This is a genomic window from Bradyrhizobium sp. CCGUVB14 (assembly GCF_024199935.1).
GTDB lineage: Bacteria > Pseudomonadota > Alphaproteobacteria > Rhizobiales > Xanthobacteraceae > Bradyrhizobium.
The window spans coordinates 6,067,139-6,084,233 of record NZ_JANADS010000001.1 but is presented as its reverse complement, the minus strand read 5'-3'; the positions used below and the strand labels follow the sequence as shown (position 1 = coordinate 6,084,233).

At 63.3% G+C, this 17,095-nt stretch carries 20 protein-coding genes; 11 read left to right on the top strand and 9 right to left on the bottom strand.

The window, feature by feature from the left end; all coding sequences use genetic code 11:
* Positions 1-103 precede the first annotated feature (103 nt).
* Positions 104-388 carry a hypothetical protein gene (locus NLM32_RS28520; RefSeq protein ID WP_254106310.1) on the top strand — a complete coding sequence of 95 codons (285 nt, stop codon included), beginning with the start codon at positions 104-106 and terminating at the stop codon, positions 386-388.
* A 6-nt stretch (positions 389-394) separates the two neighbouring features.
* Here NLM32_RS28520 and NLM32_RS28515 read toward each other — a convergent pair whose 3' ends face one another.
* Positions 395-667: a histone gene (locus NLM32_RS28515; protein WP_254132123.1), complete on the bottom strand. Its 273-nt coding sequence runs from the start codon at positions 665-667 to the stop codon at positions 395-397.
* 68 nt (positions 668-735) lie between these two features.
* Positions 736-2,127, bottom strand: a complete 1,392-nt coding sequence (locus tag NLM32_RS28510) for a deoxyribodipyrimidine photo-lyase (RefSeq protein ID WP_254135440.1) — start codon at positions 2,125-2,127, stop codon at positions 736-738.
* A 170-nt stretch (positions 2,128-2,297) separates the two neighbouring features.
* Between NLM32_RS28510 and NLM32_RS28505 the strand changes: the two genes are divergently transcribed.
* Both NLM32_RS28505 and NLM32_RS28500 read left to right on the top strand, forming a co-directional pair.
* Complete coding sequence (locus NLM32_RS28505) at positions 2,298-4,028, top strand: methyl-accepting chemotaxis protein (RefSeq protein ID WP_254132122.1); 1,731 nt, start codon at positions 2,298-2,300, stop codon at positions 4,026-4,028.
* Positions 4,029-4,122: 94 nt separating this feature from the next.
* On the top strand, positions 4,123-4,518 hold the full coding sequence (locus tag NLM32_RS28500; protein ID WP_254132121.1) for a DUF2177 family protein: 396 nt from the start codon (positions 4,123-4,125) through the stop codon (positions 4,516-4,518).
* Positions 4,519-4,522: 4 nt separating this feature from the next.
* Here NLM32_RS28500 and NLM32_RS28495 read toward each other — a convergent pair whose 3' ends face one another.
* Complete coding sequence (locus NLM32_RS28495) at positions 4,523-5,182, bottom strand: peroxiredoxin (protein WP_148777002.1); 660 nt, start codon at positions 5,180-5,182, stop codon at positions 4,523-4,525.
* Between the two features lie 392 nt (positions 5,183-5,574).
* On the opposite strand from NLM32_RS28495, the gene NLM32_RS28490 reads away from it, so the two are divergent.
* Positions 5,575-6,153 (top strand): hypothetical protein, encoded by a 579-nt coding sequence (locus NLM32_RS28490; RefSeq protein WP_254132120.1) that lies wholly within the window; start codon positions 5,575-5,577, stop codon positions 6,151-6,153.
* Positions 6,154-6,220: 67 nt separating this feature from the next.
* On the opposite strand, the gene NLM32_RS28485 is transcribed toward NLM32_RS28490, so the two are convergent.
* From NLM32_RS28485 to NLM32_RS28465, 5 genes are all read right to left on the bottom strand, one after another.
* On the bottom strand, positions 6,221-8,077 hold the full coding sequence (locus tag NLM32_RS28485; protein WP_254132119.1) for an alkaline phosphatase family protein: 1,857 nt from the start codon (positions 8,075-8,077) through the stop codon (positions 6,221-6,223).
* Positions 8,078-8,713: 636 nt separating this feature from the next.
* A complete protein-coding gene (locus tag NLM32_RS28480) occupies positions 8,714-9,031 on the bottom strand; it encodes a response regulator transcription factor (protein ID WP_254132118.1) in 318 nt (105 codons plus the stop codon).
* Between the two features lie 53 nt (positions 9,032-9,084).
* A complete protein-coding gene (locus NLM32_RS28475; protein WP_254132117.1) occupies positions 9,085-10,308 on the bottom strand; it encodes an ABC transporter permease in 1,224 nt (407 codons plus the stop codon).
* Positions 10,305-11,030, bottom strand: a complete 726-nt coding sequence (locus tag NLM32_RS28470; RefSeq protein ID WP_254132116.1) for an ABC transporter ATP-binding protein — start codon at positions 11,028-11,030, stop codon at positions 10,305-10,307. Before NLM32_RS28470 ends, NLM32_RS28475 begins: the two co-directional genes overlap by 4 nt.
* On the bottom strand, positions 11,027-12,457 hold the full coding sequence (locus tag NLM32_RS28465; RefSeq protein ID WP_309143704.1) for an efflux RND transporter periplasmic adaptor subunit: 1,431 nt from the start codon (positions 12,455-12,457) through the stop codon (positions 11,027-11,029). Before NLM32_RS28465 ends, NLM32_RS28470 begins: the two co-directional genes overlap by 4 nt.
* 610 nt (positions 12,458-13,067) lie before the next feature.
* Here NLM32_RS28465 and NLM32_RS28460 point away from each other — a divergent pair.
* The 7 genes from NLM32_RS28460 to NLM32_RS28430 all read left to right on the top strand — a co-directional run bounded on the left by NLM32_RS28460 (position 13,068) and on the right by NLM32_RS28430 (position 16,709).
* Entirely contained in the window at positions 13,068-13,724 is a 657-nt protein-coding gene (locus tag NLM32_RS28460; RefSeq protein WP_254132114.1) for a response regulator transcription factor, read from the top strand.
* A 166-nt stretch (positions 13,725-13,890) separates the two neighbouring features.
* Positions 13,891-14,283 (top strand): curlin subunit CsgB, encoded by a 393-nt coding sequence (locus NLM32_RS28455; RefSeq protein WP_254132113.1) that lies wholly within the window; start codon positions 13,891-13,893, stop codon positions 14,281-14,283.
* 142 nt (positions 14,284-14,425) lie between these two features.
* Positions 14,426-14,818: a curlin gene (locus NLM32_RS28450; RefSeq protein WP_254132112.1), complete on the top strand. Its 393-nt coding sequence runs from the start codon at positions 14,426-14,428 to the stop codon at positions 14,816-14,818.
* A gap of 44 nt (positions 14,819-14,862) precedes the next feature.
* Positions 14,863-15,273 (top strand): curlin, encoded by a 411-nt coding sequence (locus tag NLM32_RS28445; RefSeq protein WP_254132111.1) that lies wholly within the window; start codon positions 14,863-14,865, stop codon positions 15,271-15,273.
* Positions 15,274-15,422: 149 nt separating this feature from the next.
* The gene (locus NLM32_RS46150) at positions 15,423-15,761 is read left to right on the top strand and encodes a curlin (RefSeq protein ID WP_254132110.1); all 339 of its coding nucleotides are present in this window, start codon (positions 15,423-15,425) and stop codon (positions 15,759-15,761) included.
* 20 nt (positions 15,762-15,781) lie between these two features.
* On the top strand, positions 15,782-16,072 hold the full coding sequence (locus NLM32_RS28435) for a hypothetical protein (protein ID WP_254132109.1): 291 nt from the start codon (positions 15,782-15,784) through the stop codon (positions 16,070-16,072).
* A gap of 187 nt (positions 16,073-16,259) precedes the next feature.
* On the top strand, positions 16,260-16,709 hold the full coding sequence (locus NLM32_RS28430) for a hypothetical protein (RefSeq protein ID WP_254132108.1): 450 nt from the start codon (positions 16,260-16,262) through the stop codon (positions 16,707-16,709).
* Between the two features lie 25 nt (positions 16,710-16,734).
* Here the strand turns inward: NLM32_RS28430 and NLM32_RS28425 are convergent, their stop codons facing one another.
* The gene (locus NLM32_RS28425; protein WP_254132107.1) at positions 16,735-17,049 is read right to left on the bottom strand and encodes a hypothetical protein; all 315 of its coding nucleotides are present in this window, start codon (positions 17,047-17,049) and stop codon (positions 16,735-16,737) included.
* Between the last annotated feature and the right edge of the window lie 46 nt (positions 17,050-17,095).

Sequence of the window (17,095 nt, the reverse complement as noted above, 5' to 3'; positions counted from 1 at the left end):
ATCGGCATGTTGAATCGCAGCAACCTCGTCCAGCTGCGACAAATTGAATCGGCAAACCGATCCACTCTGGCCCGCGCGGCACCGATCGAGCACATTGAGCGCTATGGCAAAATCCGACCCAACGCTTGCCCAGATTGCTGCTCAGTTCACGCATCACGACATAGAAAAGAGCCGTAGCGGTTATTTAGTTATCAACCGTCGGACTTCAAATCCGGTCGCACGGCTGCGCCCCATTCCAGATACCGATCGCTTCGAGCTCTTCTACTGGTCGAACGTGAAGGGGCGCTGGACAACGTTTGGCAATATGGGGCGCATGAAACTCATGCTCACGAGCGCTCATGAAATCGTCGAGAACGATCCCATGTTCAGGGGTCCGCGTACCCCATGAACGAGTTCAAAATTGGCCAAAGTCAAGCTTAGCGGTCTTTTTGTTAGCGGTCTTTTTGGCGGCCTTCTTCGCGGACTTCTTGGCCGCCTTCTTCGACGACTTCTTGGCGGCCTTTTTGGCCTTCTTCTTGGAAGCCTTCTTCGGTGCGACCTTCTTCGCGACCTTCTTGGCGGCCTTCTTCACCTTCTTCACGGCGGTGACCGCTGCGTCCTTGGTCGCTTCCACGGCGCTGGTGATCGTCTCCATCGCCTGCTCGGTGATCGGCTTATCGTCGTCCATATCGTGTCCCCCACGGTTTGTATGGAGCGATGACGATAGCGGGTTTCATCATTGTGTCAAAGCAACGCTCAACCTTTGCGGATCTTGTTGTAAGCGGCGAGCGCACGCTCGCGTCCTTTGGCATGATCGACGATCGGTTGCGGATAGGTCTTGCCGAGCGTGACGCCGGCGCTCGCAAGCTCGATTGGTGTCGCCTGCCAGGGCTGATGGATCAGCTTTGCCGGCACGTCTTTCAGCTCCGGCACCCAGCGTCGGACATAGGTTCCGTCGGGATCGAACTTCTCGCCCTGGAGCGTTGGGTTGAACACGCGGAAGTAGGGCGCGGCGTCGGCGCCGCAGCCGGCGACCCATTGCCAGTTGGCCGGATTGCTGCCGGCATCCGCATCGACCAACGTGTCCCAGAACCATGCCTCGCCGTCGCGCCAGTCGATCAGGAGATGCTTGACCAGGAACGAGGCGACCACCATCCGGACCCGATTGTGCATCACGCCGGTGTGCCAAAGCTCGCGCATGCCGGCATCGACGATGGGATAGCCGGTGCGGCCGTGCTGCCAGGCGGCAAGCGCCTTCTTGTCGGACTTCCAGGGGAAGTCGTCGAAATTGTTTTGCAGGTTCTCGGTGGCGAGGTTCGCATGATCGTGGAGCAGGTGGCGGCAGAACTCGCGCCAGCCGAGCTCGCTCAGGAACTTGTCGATGCCGGATCCGATCGCCGGATTCTCCGCCGCGGCAAACCGCGCGGCGTGAAAGACCTGGCGCGGGCTGAGCTCGCCGAACCGCAAATGCGGCGAGAGACCTGAGGTGCCCTCGCGATCCGGGCGATCGCGGTCGCCGACATAGGTGCGCGCGGTGTGCTTGAGGAAGTCGCGCAATCTTGCACGTGCCGAGGCTTCGCCGGGCGTCCAGCTCTCCCGCAGGCCGCCGGCCCAGTCTGGCTTGGTCGGCTCGAGCTTCCAGCTCTCGAGGCTGTCACTCGCGATCTTCGCGGCTGGGCGAAGCTCCTTCGGTGCGGGCAGCGGTTTGGGTGGATCGCCGAGCGACAGCACCCGCCGCCAGAACGGCGTGAACACGCGCAGGCCCCGGCCTTCCTTGTTGCGGATCGCCGAGGGCGGAACCAGCAAGTCGCCGGGAAAACTTTGCGAGTCCACGCCGAGCTTTGCCAGCGCTGCTTCGAGCTGTTTCTCGACGGCCTGATGCGGGGCCTGAGCGATCGAATTCCAATAGACCGCGCCGGCGCGGCTCTCACGTGCCACGTCGGGGATCACCCTCGCAGCCGGTCCCCTGCGCAGAACCAGCGATCCGCCGCGCGCTGCGATATCGGCGCCGAGTGCGCGCAGCGATTGCGCCAGCCACCAGCGCGTTGCGCCGCCGGGTGCCCGTCCGGCTGCATCGTCCAGGACGTAGAGGCAGACCACCGGCGCGCCGGTCTTGGCGGCGGCGTGGAGCGCGGGATGATCGGACAGACGGAGGTCGTCGCGAAACCAGACGATGACAGGCGGGGGGCTTGGCGGGGTCAGGGAATGTCCTCGTTTACGATCTGGAAAGGGTGTCGCGCGGGGCGCTGTGAACCGCCGTTAATGGGGTCGTAAGCGGATTGCATGAATATGCAGGAATTCCGGGGGTAGTTCCATTCATGACCAACTCATTAACGGCGAAGTTCGTGCCGCAATTCAAGCTGGGTACCAAGGCCGTCCTGTGTGCCGTCCTGCTGATTGCGATGAACACCGCATTGGTGGTCGGCGCCGGCTATTGGTCGCTCACCTCCGCTTTCAACGATCGCGCGCTGCGCGACATCGAGGTCAGCCTGCGCACGCTGGCCCTGGCCTTCGCCGAGATCGTTCCCGATGCCAGGATCACGATGCGGGATGGCGCGGTGGCGCGTGCCGAGATCGCCAAGATGCCGGACTTCAAAGATCACGCCATCGTCGATCGTGCGGTGTCCTATGTGGGCGGCAATGCGACCCTGTTCGTGTTTGACGATGCGAGCGGGCAGTTCGTCCGCCGCTCGACCAATGTGAAGAAGGAGAACGGCGACCGCGCCGTCGGCACCCAGCTTGCCGCCGACCATCCGGCGCAGGCCGTGTTGCGGCGTGGTGAAGCCTATAAGGGGCCGGCCACGCTGTTCGGCAAGTCCTTCATGACCGCTTATTTTCCGATCGCCGATACAACCGGCAAGGTCGTCGGCATTCTCTATGTCGGCATCCCCATGGCGCAGTTCGAGGCGATGCTGGCCCAGGCGATCGAGAGCATGGCGGTTGCGGCCGGCATCGCCGCGTTGCTGGTTCTGGTCCTGACCATGCTGGTGGTCCGCCGCGTCACCCGGCCGCTCACCTCGGTCACGCGCTCGTTGACGGCGCTCGCCAACGGCCAGAGCGACGTCGCGATCGATTGCGACGACCGTGCCGACGAGATCGGCGAGATCGCCCGCACGGTTGCGGTGTTCAAGAGCAATTCGCTGGAGCGGGCGCGCATGCGCAGCGAGCAGGCGGAAGCCGCGGCTGCGGCGGCCGAGCAGCGCAAGGCCGATCTGCGCAACTTCGTCGCCGAGTTCCGCGGCAGTGTCGGCGGCATCCTCGACAAGGTGCTGCACGCCTCGGGCGAATTCGAGCGCGTGGCGCGGCAATTGACCGACACCGCCCGGTCCACCGCCGACCTCTCGGCGAAATCAGCCGGCGCGTCCGAGGAGGCCTCCGACCACGTCCGTTCGGCGGCGTCCGCCTCCGACGAACTGTCTCAATCGATCTCCGAGATCACCCGCCGTGTGCAGGAATCCAACGCGATCTCCGCCGAGGCGGTGCAGCAGGCCGAGGCCACCGACCAGCGCATCGCGCAGCTGTCGGAAGCAGGCTCCCGCATCGGCGACGTCGTCAAGCTGATCACGTCGATTGCCGAGCAGACCAATCTGCTGGCACTGAATGCCACCATCGAGGCCGCACGCGCGGGCGATGCGGGGCGCGGTTTTGCGGTGGTGGCCCAGGAGGTCAAGACGCTCGCCGGCCAGACCGCCAAGGCGACCGACGAGATCTCGACCCAGATCGCGAGCATGCAGCTTGCGACCGAGGAGTCGGTGACCGCGATCAAGGCGATCACCGAGACCATCGAGCGCATCAGCGGTATCGCGAGCTCGATCTCGGCCGCGGTCGAGCAGCAGCGCAGCGCCACCCACAACATCGCCGCCAGCGTTCGCGCCGCGGCTTCGGGCACCGCCGATGTTGCCGTCAATGTCCGTCATGCGGCCGAGGGCGCCAGCGAGACGGGCGAGACCTCGAGCCGGATGTTTGCCTCTGCCCAGGCGCTGTCAGGTGAGAGCCTGCATCTGAAGGCCGAGGTCGACAGCTTCCTCGATCGCGTTCAGGCGGCTTGATCGGGGACTGGCGGGCTGAAACCATCGGCCCGCCGTGACGTAACTGACGGCATGATGTGACTGCCCGCGAGGCCTGCGGGCAGGGAGGCCGCCAGTGAACCGCCTTGTCGTGCTCTATCTCGCAACCCTCGTCATCCTGACCGGGCTGGATTTCCTGTTCCTGGGGCTGGTCGCCAAAGGCTTCTTCACCGCTGAGGTTGGCGACATGCTGGGCGAGCTGAAGCCTTTGCCGGCGATCCTGTTCTATCTGCTCTATGTCGGCGGCGTTTTGATCTTCGTCAGCGGCTCAGTTGGCGCAACGTGGCAATCGACGCTGCTCTATGGCGCCTTGTTCGGGCTGTTTTGCTACGCGACGTTCGATCTCACTGCGCTCGCGCTCCTGAAGCACTGGAGCTGGCCGGTCGCGTTCCTCGACATCGGCTGGGGCGCGGTGGTGACCGCGGTCTCGTCGACCGCGGGTCTGTTGGTGGCGGATCGTGTGACCGGATAAGCCGTTACTTCGGCTGCGGCACGATGCGGATGTAGGGCTTCGGCTCTTTCCAGCCCTGCGGATAGATCGTCTTGGCCTCGTCGTTGGAAACCGAGCCCGCGATGATCACGTCCTCGCCCTGCGACCAGTCGGCCGGCGTCGCGACGCGATGCTTCGCGGTGAGCTGGAGCGAGTCGATCACGCGCAGGATCTCCTGGAAGTTCCGACCCGTCGTCATCGGATAGACCAGCACGAGCTTGATCTTCTTGTCCGGCCCGATGATGAAGACGTTGCGGACGGTCTGGTTGTCGGCCGGCGTGCGGGTGAGGGGATCACCCGAGGTCGAAGCCGGCAGCATGCCGTAGAGCTTCGAGACGTTGAAATCGGTGTCGCCGATCATCGGGTAGTTCGGCGCAGCACCTTGCGTCTCCTTGATGTCCTCCGACCACTTCGAGTGGCGGTCGACAGGATCGACCGAGAGGCCCATCAGCTTGACGCCGCGCTTGTCGAACTCCGGCTTCAGCTTGGCGAGAGCGCCGAGCTCGGTCGTGCAAACCGGCGTGAAATCCTTCGGGTGCGAGAACAGCAGAGCCCAGCTGTTGCCGATCCAGTCGTGGAACTTGATCTTCCCTTCGGTGGTCTCGGCTTCGAAGTCGGGGGCGGTGGTGCCGATCGGGAGTGTCATGGTTCTACCTCATCGCGTTGAATTTACACAGAAATTCCAGCCTGGCCGTCGCCGGAAGTATAGGGGCTTGATGATCCCAAGTGAACGGCAACTGAACTGCTTCAAGTAAAATGTGAATTCTTCCTCTGAAGGGCTGATTTGTCAGCACATTTTTGTTACGGCGGCAGCTGCGGCGAAACATCTCCACCGGGGCTTCACGGTCTGGATTGCCCCGATAAAGCCTTTTATGACCCGCATCACGCCCGCCCGACGCTCTCCGGAACCGAAACGGTCCTCGTAGCGACTAATCGGCAACCATTGAGAAAAGTCGCGATCCCCATATCGAATCATTAACCACCCCTTTACGCCCGCATGAAAATGCTGGTCGATCAGAAGAAATCTGGAAGTGAACTATGTCCGCCGCACTGCCCAAGTCCGCTCAAAAGTCCGTTGAAGCGCCGTCCCTCGAACCGTCCTGCCGCGATACCGCGGCCCATGCACTCTCTGTCGTGCGCGATGGCGTGATCACGGGCGAAGGCCCGACCACCAAGGGGCGGGTGCATTTTTCCCGCTCGCTCGATGCCGATGACACCGCCTGGTGTGCTCGTATCCTGACCGCGACCGCCGTCAACGACCAGCCGATCAGCCGCGCCGAAGCCGAAGCGCTGTTCGAGATCAACGAAGCTGCGACCGAGCGCACCGACGGCGGCCGGTTCGACGATTTGCTGACCAAGGCGGTGGCCCATTACGCCGCGAGCGCCTCCGGCCTGAAGGTCCCGCCGCGCAACGTCGCGCTGGCGCAGGACATCGAGAGCTGGGCGCCGTCTTATGCGTCCAAGGTCAACAGCGAGATGTTGGAGTGGATCGCCGGCCAGATGCGCGGCAAGCGCCACAACAACCGTCGTCTGATGGCGATGGTGGCGACCTTCCTGGGCGCCACCGCGCTGCCTCTGGCGGGCCAATTGCCGAACGTGTTCGACATCGGAATGTAAAGATCCGGGCACGTAACATCGGAGATATTCTCGCGCCCCTTTCGAGGCGCGAGAGACAGCGGCGGGGTTATTTCCCCGCCGTTTTTTGTTTGCCGGCTTCCGGCTCGAGGCCCAGCGTGCGGCCGGGGAATCCGGCGGCGTCGAAATAGCGCTGGCTACCGACGCGCTGGACGTTGAGCACGGTCTCGAGACCATTCTCGGACTTCTTCTTCGACTTCTCCACGGCCTTGAATGCCTTCGGCACGATGCCGTTGGGCAGCGCTTCAGACATCACACGGCCGACCAGGCCGCCATTCTCCGAGCCGCGCAGGCCGAGGAGTTGAGCGGCAGTCATGCCGACGTCGGCATTGCTGACCGGCAGCTCGTCGACGAAGCCGGCTTTGAAGTCCGGACCGATCGCGGCCATGAAGTTGTAGGTGTCACCACGGCTGAAGCTGCCGTGCATGCCCTGACCCTGACGCAGCACGGTGTCGGCGACCTGCACCGAGCAGTTGGTCGGCGCCTCGCCGCACTCGCTGGCATAGGAGCGGAAGTTGACCACGATCGCCGGCGTCGGTGTCGCCGCCTTGCCGCGCAGATTGATGCTCGACAGCGGCAGCGTGCCGGGGAAGCGGCCGAGCTGGTCGTCGACGAACAGGCCGGAGATGTAGTCCTGCTCCATCAGCGCCTTGATGGTCTTGGCCGCCAGCTTCTTGTCCTTGTTCGGCAGGTAGATCAGGTCCGAGCCGCCATTGGTGGCGACGACGAGGTCGGGCTTGGTCGGATCCTTGCCGAGCACGCCGTTGCCGGCCTTCGGATGGGCATTGCCGGTGACGGCCGCGTTCTTGTCGTTGGGGTCGAACAGCGGCAAGTCGAGCGCCTTGGCCAGATCGAGGGCGAGGAAGCCCATCGGCAAAAAGTCCTTCGGCGTGTCGTCATAGCTGAGCTTGGCCGAGGGGCTGGTCTTGCTCTCCTTGGAGATGGTCGAGAAGCCGTGGTCGGCCTGGATCATGATGTTGGTGTTGGCGGCGAGGCCAAGCTCGTCCAGTGCCTTGCGGATCTGGGCGAGGTTGTTGTCGACGTTCCTGATGCTCGCCATCGTGCTCGGGCCGTTGATGCCCGGCAGGATCTGGTTGAGGCTGTCGCCTTGGTTATGCTGGGTGCCGTCGGGATCGCGCGACCAGAACACCAGCACGAACGGCTTGTTGCGCGCCTTGAACATCGGCAGCACCACCTTGGTGGCGACGTCGGCGAAATAGGCCTGCTGCACCACGTTGGCCGTGGTGGTGCCGGGCGTCTTGGCGTCGCCCGCCTTGCCGTTGTCGCCGCGGCCGGGGGCGGTGAGGGCGAGACCGGCCTTGGTCAGCGCGTCCTTCATCTCGTCCGAGAGCGCCACGCCGGCCTTGCTGCCGGTGGCGTCGTCGATGACGATCGAGTGCTTGCCCGGCTTCTCGGGCTTGTCGGTGTGGTCCCACTGATAGGTCGGGCCGACCTTGCCGATCGCGGCCGTGCTCAGGCCCTTGTCGCGGGCCATCTTCAACACGGTCTCTTCGTTGAGATAGTCGCCCTTGAAATGCTCGTCGATGTCGCCGAGCACGGAGTCGTTCTCGATGAAGGGGACCACGGTGTCGCCGGCAGGGACCGAGGTGTAGTTGGTCCAGATCGTGTTGGAGAACACGCCGGTGTCGCCGAGATAATGGCCGGTCGACATCGCCGAGCCATTGGCCATGGTGAAGGTCGGGAACAGCGAATGCGAGTTCTTGAAATTGACGCCCTTGTCGCGGACCTCGGCCATTGCCGGTGCGGTTTCGGGGGTGATCTTCAGCGCGCGCAGCCCGTCGGGGATGAACAGGATCAGGTTGCGGGGCGTGTTATTCTGGGCGGAGGCAAATCCGGTGGACAGCACTGTCAGTCCGGCTGACAGCAACACCAGTGAACGGCGCATCGTAATCTCCTAGCGGTAAGGCGGCTTGGCCGCCGAACCGCGGCCCCCGGCAATCGTTTAGTTTTGCTGTATGACAGTTTTGTTACAGAAGCGGATTGGCATGCAGAAGTGACGGGGAGGTGGCCCGGCGTCCACGCATTTGTCATTGCGGGGTGAAGAAAGGGTGGTGTGGGCGCACAACTGTCGCAACATCGTCATTGCGAGCGTAGCGGAGCAATCAGAGTCTTTCCGCGGACAGATCCTGGATTGCTTCGTCGCAAGAGCTCCTCTCAATGACGGAGGTGTAGGATGGGTAGAGCGAAGCGAAACCCATCAGCGCTTTCTCCGCGCGGAAACATGATGGGTTTCGCAAGTGCTCTACCCATCCTACGCCCCCGTAGACACACCTTCGCGTTCTCGCGGCTGTTCGCCCGAGCTTTGCTTTCATCGCCTCACCCTCCATTGAAAGAGGGCGCAGGGAAGACCGGGTGCCCGCGTCGTGACGATCGCGATACGCCCCTCTTCCTTGGGCCGAAGTGATCATTGTCTAACAAAATTCCGAATTCGAATAAAGAGAAATATTTTGTCGCCATGCTCTTGACCCCGGGCTTCGGTGTCTTGCCCGACGGGTCACGCAAGGGATTGTGGCCGCGACGGTCATTCCGGCACGGTCGGCGCCAGCGGAGCTTGTGCGAGCGTCTGGACCGGCTTGACCTTCGTCGGGCTGGCTCCGTTCCCGGCTGGATCGCGCCGTGGTGAAAGCGGGGCCGCCTTGAGGGCATAGACGATCGCGATCTGGGTTCGGTTATGGAGGCGGTATTTGCGCATGATGTTGCCGATATGCGCCCGCACCGTGTTCTCCGAGATCTTGAGCTCGTAGGCGATGTTCTTGTTTTGCAGTCCGCGCGCAATGAGCATCATCAGCTCACGCTCACGCGGCGTCGGCGTAATCAAATCTGTCGAATCCGGGCTCATGACTTGCTCCTCCCAGGCCTCTGGTTTGATGTCGCGGCAAACCCAGCGTGTTCTCATTCCGTCTTGAGCGCCTCGATTGGACTGAGCTTGGACGCCTTGTGTGCAGGATAGAAACCAAAGATCAGGCCGGTCGCGATTGAGAAGGCGAGGGCCAGGGCAATCGCATCGCCGTCGATTGACGTGATCCAGCCGGCCATGCGCGCGACCGTCATCGACAGCGTGACGCCGCTGAGGACGCCGATGGCGCCGCCGAGCAGGCAGAGCACGAGCGCTTCGCAGAGGAACTGGAGACGGATGTCCCGCATCCGCCCGCCGAGCGCGCGGCGGATGCCGATTTCGCGGGTGCGCTCGGTCACCGACACGATCATGACATTCATGATGCTGATGCCGCCGACCAGCAGCGAGACCGAGGCGATGGCGACGAGCAGCAGCGCGACGGTGCGGATCGCTCCCTGCTGCGCTTCCATGGCGGCGGCCGGGTCCTGGACCTTGAAGTCGTCCTCCTGACCGGCCGGGACGCGATGCCGCTGCCGCAGCAGGCTTTCGATTTCGGATCGCGCACCGGCCATCTGACCGTCGGCGGCCACCTTGGCAATGATGTAGGCGACCGAATCCCGGTTGATGTTGCTGGCGCTGCCGAGGAAGCGGAGCTTGGCCGTGGTGAGGGGGACGAAGGCGACGTCATCCTGCGTAGGTCCCTTGGCGTCGAGAACGCCGACCACTTCGAGCGGGACCTTCATGATCCTGATCTGCGCGCCGATGGGATCATCGCCCGGCGCAAACAGCTCGCGCGCAACGGTGCTGCCGAGGATCACGACCTTGCCCGCGGCGGCTTCCTCGGCGCTGGAAAAGTAGCGCCCGGAGGAAAGTTGCCAGTCGCGCACCATGAAGTGCCCGGTCGTCGTGCCGTTGATCGTCGTGTTCCAGTTCTTGCTCTCGTGGATGACCTGCGCCGTTCCGGCGATCGAGCCGGCTGCGGCCTGGATTTCCGGAATTTGCTCGAGGATGGCCTGCACGTCGCTCTCGGTCATCGTCAGCTTGGTGCCGTCCTTGAGGCGCACGCCGCCCTGATAGACCGCGCCGGGTATGATCATCAGCACGTTGGCGCCGATCGAGCGGATCTGCTCCTGGAGGCGCAACTGCGCGCCCGCGCCAATCGCGAAGACCGTCACGATCGATGCGACGCCGATCACGATGCCGAGCATCGTGAGGAAGCTGCGCAACGGGTTCAGCCGCAAGGCGTGCAGAGCGATCTGAAAGCCCTGAAACATCGTCATGACCCGACGCTCCGTTTGGGCAGCAACGGCACTACCGTCTCGTCGCTGACGAGTTCGCCGTCGTGCAGGCGGATGGTGCGGCGACACTTGGTCGCAATGCCGGGATCGTGCGTGATCATCACGATGGTCTGACCGAGCTGGTTGAGCGCGGCAAACAGCGCAAGGATCTCGGCGCCGGTGCGGCTATCGAGCGCGCCGGTCGGTTCATCTGCGAGGATGATCAGCGGAGAGGCGATCAGCGCGCGCGCGATGGCGACGCGCTGCTGCTCGCCGCCCGACAATTGCCGCGGGAAGTGATGCGCCCGGTGCAGCATGCCGACAGCCGCCAGGCTCTGCTCGGCGCGGCCGAGGCGTTCCTTGTGGCCCACGCCGCAATAGACCAGTGGCAGGGCGACGTTCTCGATCGCGTTGTGGCGCGCGAGCAGATTGTAGGACTGGAACACGAAACCGATACTGCGGGCGCGCAAGGTCGATCGGCGGTCTTCCGAAAGATCGGCAACGTTGGTGCCCTCGAGATAGATCGATCCCTCGCTCGGGAGGTCGAGCAATCCGATCATGTTCATCAAGGTGGACTTGCCGGAGCCGGACGGCCCCATCACCGCGAGGATCTCGCCCCGATCGACGTCGAAACTGACGTTGCGTACCGCCGCGACCGCGACTCCGTCCGTGCGATACGTCCTGCCGACGGATCGGAGGCTGATAAGGGGCAGGGTGGTTGTCATGATCCGAACCTGATGCCGAGAAATTCCATGCCGGCAGGCCGGATCGCCTGTCCGACCGCAACCTGGCTGCCCTCGACGAGCTCTCCGCTCTTGAGCGCAACCTGTTCCGTACCCGCCGCGCCGACGGTCACGGGGACCCGCTGGAGTGCGCCGCTGGCGGTGCGGACCCAGACTCCGCTGCGTCCGGGGGCTGTGTCTGTCCGCGCGCCCGAAGGCTGGAACCGTAGCGCCGCGAGAGGAACTTTCAGCACGTTGTCCTGCTGCTCGATCACGATCTTGACCAGGGCCGTCATGCCCGGAAGCAACGCGCCGTCGAGATTGGAGGTCGACAGGACGACCGTGTAGGTGACGACGTGCTGCTGGTTCTGCGGCGCCTTGCGGACCTGCCGCACCGCGGCTTCGAAGCGGCGGTCGGGATAGGAATCGACCGTGAAGTGAGCGCGCTGGCCGGGCGCGATGCGCCCGATGTCGGCTTCGTCGACCTGCGCGTGGATCTCCATGTCCTCGAGGCGGTGGGCGACCACGAAGGTCGTGCGGGATTCGAGGCCTACTGCGAGTGTCTGGCCTTCATTGACGAACCGCCCGACCACGACGCCGTCGATCGGCGAGCGGATCACGGTGCGGTCCAGATCGGCCTGCGCCGCCGCAAGGACGGCGGCTTTCTCCGGCACAGCCATCCTGGCCTGGTCGAGCTCGGCCTCGATCCGGCGAACGTCGGCCTGTGCGCCTTCCACCGAATAGGCATTGAGAGACATCATCACCTCGGCCTCGCGCTCCTGGGCCACGCGCGCGGCGAAGTCCGTCTGCGCATCGTCGACGGTGGACGTGGCCACGACGTTCTGCGACTGAAGCGCCAGCTTGCGTTGCAGGGTCTTCTGCGCCGACGCCTTGACGGCCTGGGCGCTGTCGAGCTTGGCGACCAGCACGTCCCGGCTGCCCTTGGCGTTTTGCAGATCGATTCTGGCGCGATCGAGCTTGGCTCGCTCGATGTCAACGAGGGAATCAGCGACGGCCAGCGCCGCCTTGGCCTCGTCGACCTTGGCCGCGAAGCTGCGGGGATCGATCAGCGCAAGCGGCTGGTCCTTGCTGACGGTATCGTTGAAGTCGACATAGACGCGGGCGAGTTGCCCGGACAATTGTGAGCCGACCTCGATCGTCTTGACGGGTTGCAAGGCGCCCGTGACGGTGACGGTCTGCTCGATGCTGCCGCGCTGGATCGCGGCATAGCGGAACAATGGGGCGTCCGATCCGAAGGTCGGGGTTTCGCTTGTCGCTGGCACAAGCAGCCGCTTCGTCGAGGCATAGGCACGCGCGGCCTTGTCGGCCGCGCTGCCGGCGGCGCCGGCAATAGCGGCCGGTCCCGTGGCGTAGATCGCGGCGAGGCCGCATGCAGTTCCCAGCAAGGCAATAACTGGCACAAATCGCATATCAAAACCCGCCTTCTTGAAAATGATTGCGTTGGCGGCAGAAGCTCAAAATCGTGCAGTGGTTGTATTCTCGTAATGGTTGTATTTCATCGAATTCGACATCTGTGGCTTGGCAGTATGTCGCTGTTCTTAGGGCGACGGACGGGCGCGCTCCATGATCCAGAAGTAAAGTCCGCGGGCTGCGACCTTTCGTGATTTGCGCGGAACGCATACCGGGCGTATTCAAAAAGATGCGCGCGGTATCGAAACTCGACAGCTGACTGAACGTCCCGTCTGTTTGCGGACTGTTGGCGTTCACGTCGGCGCATGGATGGCGACGCCATGACGCAGTGGGCGATATCAGGGCTGCAGCGCCGGACTGTCACATCCCTGACATGGTATCTCGGCGTGATGCCGCTTTTGGCGGTACCCGGTCCTTTCAATCACGAAACCAGATATGTGAACGCCTTCACTCGTCTCGAGGGGCTGTTGGCCCTAAGACGTGAGAGCTGCGGACCGAGGAGATTCGCTAGGTCATCGCGCATGCATTCAAGCACCTTGTTATCGCTTGCAAGAACAATGGATGGCTCGTTGCTGGATCATCGAGCGTTGAGTCCGGGAGTCTGTTGCAATGATTTCAAATCAAGCCACAGTTTATGTCGTTGACGACGAAATTGAGGTACGAAACGCGATTGGCAATCTCTGCGAGGAGACCGGACATCAGGTGAGGCTGTTTGCCTCGACAGACGAGTTCCTCGAGGAGGAGTTGTCCGTCGGGCCATCCTGTCTCGTGCTCGACGTGCGCTTTCCCGGCACGTCGCCCACCGGCCTCGAGCTTCAGCGCCGGCTGGCCGAGACCGGCGTATCCATTCCGATCGTCTTCATCAGCGGCCATTCCGACGTCCGCGTCTCGGTCGAGGCCATGAAGCGCGGTGCAGTCGAGTTTCTACCGAAACCCTTTCGCGAGCAGGAAATCCTCGACGCGATCAGGCACGGCATCGAGCGCGACCGCAAGCGAATGCATCGCGAAGACGCCGTGCGCGATGCGCGGCAGCGCGTCGAGGCGCTGACGGCGCGGGAGCGCGAGATCTTGCTGTTGATGGCCGAGGGGCTCGTCGCCAAGCAGATCGCGGCAAGGCTTGGCGTGAGCGAAGTGACGGCGAAAGTTCATCGCGCCAGGATGATGCGCAAGTTGGAATTGCGCTCTCCGATCGAAGTGGTGCGGCTCGTCGACAACATGGAGCGCGATGCGGCGGCGCGCGCGGCCGCCGGACAACCGCACAGCTAGGCTTTCGCGCGGCGACTTGCGGCACAAAGTCTAGTCCTTACCGATTAGCATGAACTGCAGTCTGTCGCACGGAGCACGATCGGTTCAGAGTCATCCCACGATGTCGACCTCCTCCAAGACGGCATCCGTAAACTGGTTAGACAACTTGAACCGAAAGGGATACTCCATGCGCAAATTGCTCCTCGCTTCCGTCGCCGTGTTCGCCCTGTCGTCTGCCGCTCAGGCTGCCAACACCGCGACCACTGTGCAGATTGGTCTCGCAAACGGCTCCACCGTGAACCAGCAGGGCCACGTGAATGACACCTCGACCACGTCCCAACTCGGCCTCGTGAACAGCGCGAGCACGATGCAGGGCACGACCTCTCCGTCGCTCAACAACGTCAGCTCGGTGACCCAGATTGGCGTCTTTGGCAACTCGGCCACCACCGGGCAGGTTGCCACCGGCAACAACACGAGCGGGATCAGCCAGTCCACGCTGTTCGGCCTCCCGCCGAACAACTCCGCTGGCGTTGGGCAGTTGGGTGGCGGCATCAACCTCAGCACCATCACGCAGCACTAAGCCAGCCCCGGTGTCGGCCCGGGCGCGTCCATCGAGCGGCGCGTCCGGGCGATACTCGACACGGCATGCTCGAAATGACCGCGATCAGATTGCCTGAGCGGGGGCCGCGGGTCGAAGGCTGATATTTTACGGAGGATATGACATGCGCACGAAATTTCTCATCACGGCCGTCGTCACGCTGAGCGCGCTGACCGCTGTCGATGCCAAAGCCGCCAACACGATCAGCGTGTTGCAGTTCGGTACGACAAATCTCTCGTCCACAACGCAGACCGGCCCGGTGAACAATACCGCGACGACGCTGCAATTCGGGGCCTTCAACCAGGCATCGAGCATGCAACTCGGTTCATTGTCTTCGGTCAATTCGGCGACGATTGGACAAGGCGGCACGACGGCCACCGCGACCAATATCGCTACGGCTGGCCAAGTCGGAGGCGCCAACACGAGCTTGATTGGCCAAATCGGTTTGAACAACGCCGCCGGGGTATCCCAGCTTGGCATTCTGAACGGCTCCACGATTCTGCAGCAGGCTCCTTGACCTGGGATCGTGTGGTGACTCGGCAGATATAGTGGAGGCATATGATGAACAAGCATCTTCTGGTCGTCGCAACGGCGGTTCTCGTCTCCTGTTTCACCGCGAACGGACCCGCGCGAGCACAGGGCGCCGACATCAAGACGATCGTTTCGATCAACGGGCCGCCCGTGGTCGTGAACCAGAGCAGCTCGCTCAACATGGTCGGCGTATTCCAGATTGGCGGCACGCCCAGCGCGACCGTCACCCAGAACGGCAGCAACAACGCCACCGGCATCCTGCAATTCGGTGGAACGACATCGGCGTCGGTTGGCCAGACAGGCATGAACAATCTTGCCTTCGTCGGCCAGACGGGCCAATCGGCGACGAGCATCGTGTCGCAGCTCGGTGCCATGAATACAGGAGCCATCGCGCAATTCGGCGCGGTCAACTCGTCGACGGTGATCCAGACCGGTCCGTGAGCTGATGGGGCAGGGCGATGAGATATGGTCGAGGGTTTCTGGCCTTGGCGGCGTTGCTCGCCGCCATCAGCGTTGCGTCCGAGGCATCCGCAGGATCCAGGCAATCGCCAAACATTGCCGGCCCCGCGCTCTCCTGGATCAACAGGAATGTGAGCATCGAGACGGTCGTGCAATCCGGCAACAACCCGCAGCCGGTCACGATCGTCGAGAACAGTCTCATCAACATCGCGCGAGTGATCGAAATCGGGACCGGCACGGTCGATGCGACGATTGTCCAGAACGGGATGCACAACTATGTCGATCTGATTCAGGTCGGCAACACTACCAATGCGCTGATCGGCCAATCGGGCGTCAGCAACATCGCCGACATCACCCAGGTCGGCAATTCGACCAATGCGCTGCTGCTCCAGGTCGGCGACATGAACACGGGAACGGTCAGGCAGTTCGGACGCTTCAACTGGGCGGCGATATTTCAGTTCGGGCGATGATCGAGATGAAGAGGTGTGACATGAAGTTCCTCCTGCTCGCATCCGGAATGACCCTCATGAGTGCAATTGCGATGTCGCCAGCCGGCGCCGGGGAGACCGGCGACGGCCACACCACCGTGGTCCAGGACGAAAACGGAACCGCAATCATCACGCAAAGCGGCGATCCGGCGCAGGCCGAGGTCAAGGTCGACAAGGAGCCGGGCCGCACCACCGTCTACCGCCGCAGCGGCGGCAATACCGCCATCGTGTCGCAGGGCAGCGGAAATGCGCAGGACATGCTGGACTGGCTGCGCAAGCAGCAGGGCCGCTGACGCGCCGCATTCGCGGGAACGAAGGCCTGACGCCGGATGAAGATTCCGGGCGTTCTGCCGCAGCCGGTTCCCCGTTAATCCCGTGCCTTAACCAATAATTAATTATACGTTTGCGGGTGGGCGACAGCCCGGCCTAGCGTGCGGTGGGGAGCCGCTATTCGCGAAGCCAAACGAGTTGGTGCGTATCATGATGTCCAGATCAAATGGGGCGTTGCTCGCCTCGCTCAGCGCAGCCGCGCTGCTCCTTAGCCCCGGCGACAGTTTTGCACGACCGGGCGGTGCCGCCCCGCATGCCATGGTGACCGCAGCTCCACCGCCGGCCGCCGTACGTCCGCCGATCGCGCCGGGCGCGCGGTTCCGCGGCCGCAACACGCCCTGGGTCTATTGGCCGGGCGGCGGCGCGTTCGCCTACGACAATGCGGGCTACAGCCCGCCTTTCGTCGATGCCGGGCAGCCGGCCTCTACCGACGTGCGCTACACCTACACCTATGACGTTCCCTGGGACTGGTCGCATCGCTTCCCGCCGAACGTCGTGCCGTCCGACCGGCCCTATGTGCCGAGCTGTCCGACGGAATCCGTGACGGTGCCCGGCCGCGGCGGTGGCGAGCACACCGTCAACATCATGCGCTGCTACTGAGCAGCGTAGCGCGCGAGAGACTGCGTTACAGAATTCCTGCCGCGGCCGCCTGGTCGCGGTCGGACTGCTTCCGCCTGACATTCGCGAGCTCGCGGCTGCAAGCCACAAATGACGACGTGCCAGGGCGCAGCCCGAACTGGCCGCAGACATCCCGATCCTCATCCGCAATGACGCGCGCGAGCTCCGCCTCGGCGGCCTGGCGCAGCGTGGGCGCCGCGACGAGCGCGTGAAGGGCGAAGGCCGTCACGACGGCAAGCACCAGCGCAACCGCAACTGTGGGGCGCTGCATCTCGTCGGCCGTGTGATGAGAAGCGCGTGCCTTGCTTCTGGCTTCGGTCATGAAATCCTCTCTCGCATGAAATATCGATGGTCAGAAAAATGATCGT

Excerpts from the sequence above, each read along its gene's own strand:
- NLM32_RS28520 (WP_254106310.1), top strand. The coding sequence starts at position 104 with ATGGCAAAATCCGACCCAACGCTTGCCCAGATTGCTGCTCAGTTCACG.
- NLM32_RS28455 (WP_254132113.1), top strand. The coding sequence starts at position 13,891 with ATGCGCAAATTGCTCCTCGCTTCCGTCGCCGTGTTCGCCCTGTCGTCT.
- NLM32_RS28465 (WP_309143704.1), bottom strand. The coding sequence starts at position 12,457 with ATGCGATTTGTGCCAGTTATTGCCTTGCTGGGAACTGCATGCGGCCTC.
- NLM32_RS28495 (WP_148777002.1), bottom strand. The coding sequence starts at position 5,182 with ATGACACTCCCGATCGGCACCACCGCCCCCGACTTCGAAGCCGAGACC.
- NLM32_RS28430 (WP_254132108.1), top strand. The coding sequence starts at position 16,260 with ATGATGTCCAGATCAAATGGGGCGTTGCTCGCCTCGCTCAGCGCAGCC.
- NLM32_RS28435 (WP_254132109.1), top strand. The coding sequence starts at position 15,782 with ATGAAGTTCCTCCTGCTCGCATCCGGAATGACCCTCATGAGTGCAATT.
- NLM32_RS28475 (WP_254132117.1), bottom strand. The coding sequence starts at position 10,308 with ATGACGATGTTTCAGGGCTTTCAGATCGCTCTGCACGCCTTGCGGCTG.
- NLM32_RS28485 (WP_254132119.1), bottom strand. The coding sequence starts at position 8,077 with ATGCGCCGTTCACTGGTGTTGCTGTCAGCCGGACTGACAGTGCTGTCC.
- NLM32_RS28450 (WP_254132112.1), top strand. The coding sequence starts at position 14,426 with ATGCGCACGAAATTTCTCATCACGGCCGTCGTCACGCTGAGCGCGCTG.
- NLM32_RS28445 (WP_254132111.1), top strand. The coding sequence starts at position 14,863 with ATGAACAAGCATCTTCTGGTCGTCGCAACGGCGGTTCTCGTCTCCTGT.
- NLM32_RS28515 (WP_254132123.1), bottom strand. The coding sequence starts at position 667 with ATGGACGACGATAAGCCGATCACCGAGCAGGCGATGGAGACGATCACC.
- NLM32_RS28425 (WP_254132107.1), bottom strand. The coding sequence starts at position 17,049 with ATGACCGAAGCCAGAAGCAAGGCACGCGCTTCTCATCACACGGCCGAC.
- NLM32_RS28480 (WP_254132118.1), bottom strand. The coding sequence starts at position 9,031 with ATGAGCCCGGATTCGACAGATTTGATTACGCCGACGCCGCGTGAGCGT.
- NLM32_RS28460 (WP_254132114.1), top strand. The coding sequence starts at position 13,068 with ATGATTTCAAATCAAGCCACAGTTTATGTCGTTGACGACGAAATTGAG.
- NLM32_RS28490 (WP_254132120.1), top strand. The coding sequence starts at position 5,575 with ATGTCCGCCGCACTGCCCAAGTCCGCTCAAAAGTCCGTTGAAGCGCCG.
- NLM32_RS28505 (WP_254132122.1), top strand. The coding sequence starts at position 2,298 with ATGACCAACTCATTAACGGCGAAGTTCGTGCCGCAATTCAAGCTGGGT.
- NLM32_RS28470 (WP_254132116.1), bottom strand. The coding sequence starts at position 11,030 with ATGACAACCACCCTGCCCCTTATCAGCCTCCGATCCGTCGGCAGGACG.